This is a genomic window from Sphingosinicella soli, assembly GCF_014199685.1.
Classification (GTDB): Bacteria; Pseudomonadota; Alphaproteobacteria; order Sphingomonadales; family Sphingomonadaceae; genus Sphingosinicella; species Sphingosinicella soli.
Genome location: NZ_JACHNZ010000075.1, coordinates 1 through 3,700, shown reverse-complemented (window position 1 = coordinate 3,700; position 3,700 = coordinate 1). Strand labels below are relative to the sequence as shown.

4 protein-coding genes are annotated in these 3,700 nt (G+C 56.0%); 1 reads left to right on the top strand and 3 read right to left on the bottom strand.

Annotation, left to right across the window (positions count from 1 at the left end; translation table 11 throughout):
• Nucleotides 1-96 precede the first annotated feature (96 nt).
• On the top strand, nucleotides 97-261 hold the full coding sequence (locus tag GGQ98_RS17905) for a hypothetical protein (protein WP_184072011.1): 165 nt from the start codon (nucleotides 97-99) through the stop codon (nucleotides 259-261).
• Between the two features lie 365 nt (nucleotides 262-626).
• Here GGQ98_RS17905 and GGQ98_RS17900 read toward each other — a convergent pair whose 3' ends face one another.
• The 3 genes from GGQ98_RS17900 to GGQ98_RS17890 form a co-directional block, all read right to left on the bottom strand.
• Entirely contained in the window at nucleotides 627-1,169 is a 543-nt protein-coding gene (locus GGQ98_RS17900) for a 2,4'-dihydroxyacetophenone dioxygenase family protein (protein ID WP_207791475.1), read from the bottom strand.
• Between the two features lie 139 nt (nucleotides 1,170-1,308).
• On the bottom strand, nucleotides 1,309-2,466 hold the full coding sequence (locus tag GGQ98_RS17895) for an acyl-CoA dehydrogenase family protein (protein ID WP_207791474.1): 1,158 nt from the start codon (nucleotides 2,464-2,466) through the stop codon (nucleotides 1,309-1,311).
• Nucleotides 2,467-2,584: 118 nt separating this feature from the next.
• The gene (locus tag GGQ98_RS17890; protein WP_184072008.1) at nucleotides 2,585-3,214 is read right to left on the bottom strand and encodes an NADPH-dependent FMN reductase; all 630 of its coding nucleotides are present in this window, start codon (nucleotides 3,212-3,214) and stop codon (nucleotides 2,585-2,587) included.
• Nucleotides 3,215-3,700 lie beyond the last annotated feature (486 nt).

The following is a 3,700-nucleotide window of genomic DNA, read 5'->3' as shown; positions in this document are numbered from 1 at the left end:
GCCGCGCAGAATCCGCCTAAACGTCCGTCCCACCGGGCAAAACCCATCGCTGTCGGCATAGCCTGCCGCACGGCATAATCGCCCAAGACGCACAATTTGAACCGGCTGCGGTCGCAGACCGAAGCACTGGAGCCCACGCTTCGCGATGTGTGGCCGGGCACAAACAAGTTCGAACGGCGCTGCTACGAGCTGCTGCGCGCCGCCTATGTGAAGGCGCGATACTCGTGGCAATACCGCATCACGGCCGAAGAACTGGGCTAGATCGGCAACCGCGTAGAGGTGTTGCGTAGCCGCATTGAAGAACTCTGCCTGAAACGGCTCGACGCGCTCAAAGCGGCCGCCTGAAAACTCTCATCCCGATCCGATGAAGGGTTAGACGCTACCCATGTCAGAAAAAGGAATGGCTCCCCGGGCTCGACGCCAACTATTCCTGCTGTTTCAAGCGATGGATATCGTTGGGGTCTCAGGCAAATTGTAAGGGCAACGATGCCCACGTCGCGAATCCTTTGTGAAATTTCTATTCGTCAAAACAGGGAATTACCTGACATCAGGCTGATATGTACGGCGGGCGTAATCGTTATTTTTTCTCCCGCCCGATTTACGCCGTACGATAGGGCATCTATCACTTATCTTACAAACCTACGCACCTCTGAAGCGTCTTTACCGAGCGTGGAAAAATGGCTTTCGACGGCAGCCAGCTTGGTGAAGACATCCTCATATCCCATCGCGCCGCCATGCGGGTCAACGTAGGTGTAGCCACCGGTGACGTGGAATAGAGTCACCATGTCCTCGCCGACGTCGTCTACCACCAACGTATGCGTTTCTCCGGCAGGCTCGAAAGCATAATCTCCGGCCTCGGCTACCCAGTCATGTTCCAGATACCGCCAGCGTCCCTGAAGGGTAAAGGCGTGGACGGGCCCGGAATGCCTATGGCGCGACAGAACTCCCGCCTGCGCCACCCGAAGCAAATTGATGTAATATCCCTGGGAAACATTCAGAATGAGGGGCCTGAACCAGACATTTTCCGCTTGCGGGATCCAGTCGGCAGTGTTCGTTAGATCCAGCGCCTGCTTGGCTATGACTTCCAAAGCCATCGCCGGGGGCTGCGGGAGTTGATACGGAACAGCTTCGGGGTCAAAGCGGGGACGAGCGGGATCAATTGCGGGCACGACTTTTCCTCCTGGAATTAACGCTTTTCGTGCCACGAGCTATGGGGCACGACCAAGTCTCATCTTCTCGGTCCAAGCTCCGAAATTCCTTATCGCAGTAATATGGCCGAACATCTTCGTTTGATGCTTAAAACGCGCCCTAATGTTCCGATATGTTCCATCGCGGTAAAATCGCTCGTGTCGCATCCACGACGGTAATAGGATCCACGAATACGTGTTGCGTCGCAACGTACATGTCACGCAAGCATCTCCCAAGGACGCTCGGGTTCCGGATCGATTCCGATCCTCCCCAGAGGTGGCAGAAGCTTACGACGTCGGCAGCGACTTGGTGCAGCCAGGTGGTGGACTGACGGAAGCGAGCGCGTTGCTCCGGTGATAACGGCTGTTCTGCATTCACTGTATCTTGCGCATCGGAAAAGACGTCGAGCACATATGCGCGAGCGCCCCAATAGGCGGCCTCGTTCAGGCCGAATTCTTTGAGGAAAAGCGGGTATTCGCTAATAGTGGATGGATATCCAGGCCGCTTCTTTGCGGACGAAATTCTTGCAATTTCCTGAAGCGCCCGCTTCATCAGGCCGAGGGCCATGGCGGCATGGCCGGCGCATGCAAACCCTGGTAGGCCCAGCTCGAACACCGGGCCACCCCGCAGCGGCTCCGTCGAGGACCGTTCCAAAGTCGAGTCCCGGGCGATGAATTGGTCGGGAAGCTCGTAATCGTAGCTTCCAGTCCCGATCAGCCCCATTACATCCCAGCCTCCGAGGATGTTCACCTGCTCCTTTGGAACGAAACAAACCCGCACCTCGGGTGTGCCGTCTGCAAGAAGCCGCGGCTTTCCATCATCCAGCACGAACATGCCTGCACCAAACCAATCCGCATGGGCGCATCCGCTTCCAAAGGCGAACTTGCCGCTTCCCTGAAAGCCCCCGCTTACCTCGACAGAACGGCCGCCCGGACCGAGCATTCCCGCTGCGATCGGCAGATCTCGTCCGCCGAACATCGCATCGACCGCTCGTTCTCCGAGATATGCGGCTGCAACCGCGGTCGTACCGGAATTGGCCATGAGCGACCATCCGCTCGATCCATCCGCTCGGGTCACCTCCTCCAGCACTTCGATCGAGGTGACGATATCGGTGCCAAGCCCGCCTAGATCCTTAGGCACAAGCATCCAGAACAACTTGGATTCCTTGAAAGCATCCACGACGGCGGGAGACAATGTGCCGTCGCGCTCGGTCGTGAGCGCTTCTTGCTCCACGAGAGGCGAAAGCGATTTGGCAATGGACAGCAATTCGCAGTCCACGGTAGGCGCTGGGCCATCGCTCCGTAAAGCCGATCGGCTTGCTAAGACGTTCATGATCTCGTTCCTCGTAAGAGCTGTTTGCGGCTTTCGAACCGAACCGAACCCCGCAACGTCTCTGCTAAATTCCATTCAGCTGCAGCGACTTGTGATGAATGTGCTGGTCAGGGATAGAGCCTTGGCTGCACACGCTCATCGGCTGCGCCAGCGCAAATCGTAAGACTTGATCGGAGACAGTGGTAAGTTGCCATTCGGCGAGCGTTGACTTGCACTCGTCGAAATCATCGAACAGTCCGTCGGTACTATTCAATGTGGCTCCGTACGGCGTCGGCCATCCCCTAAGGGCATGAACGATGGATCGAAGCGCGCTCAAGGTGGTACCGCACGCCTGCCAGCCAAAGGCATTGACGATGCAGCCCACCGCCCGCCGGTCCAGGTACGGCCTCTTATCCTCGCGGAGATCTTCCAGTGTATCGAGCCCGTTTTTAACAAGCCCCGAGATAGAGCCATGATATCCGGGACTGGCGATTAGGCGACCGTCGGCTCGACGTGCCGTTTCGACCAGTTCCAACTGCTCTGGCGAACGAGATGCCATCTCGGCGTTGAACAGCGGGAGCTTGGCAAGCTTTTGTCCGCCAAAGAGAGTGACCGCCGCGCCGCGATCGCTTGCAGATCGGAGCACGAGCGACAATGCGCGCTCGGTGCTTGAACCCTCGCGAGGGGTTCCGCCGATGCCGACGATGGTGACCATGCGTTTCTCATCTTTCCTGGAGAAGCAGGTTAGTGTCAGGTCTCCGTTGTTCTGCAGCCCACTGAGCGAAGATATTATGGTCAAGAACTGGCCTAGTCCAATCGAATAAACGCAACACGTCGATCAAGATCTGGCATCGCTAATCACAAGCTTGTAAAACCATTTGAAGGCTTTGATAATCGTTCCAGGCATTGGAACTCTGCCGCTTCGTTGGTGGGTAACTTTCTGTTGAGACAACTGTATTTCTTTCAACGCGTGGCGCGGGTATCTCGAGCGAGATGGGGAAGCGAAATTACACGATCTCATAATTTATTTATAACTACTTAATTATGAGTTATCTGAATTCTATATTCGAAAAATGCAATCAACTGTTAAAAGTTGAACCGTTTTACCCGTCTTATTCACCGGGAGCATGGGATGGGGTTGGCGGACGTGGTGTAAGTTACTGATCTGGAATAGAGAACGGGTGCTTACGCCATCCCTCTA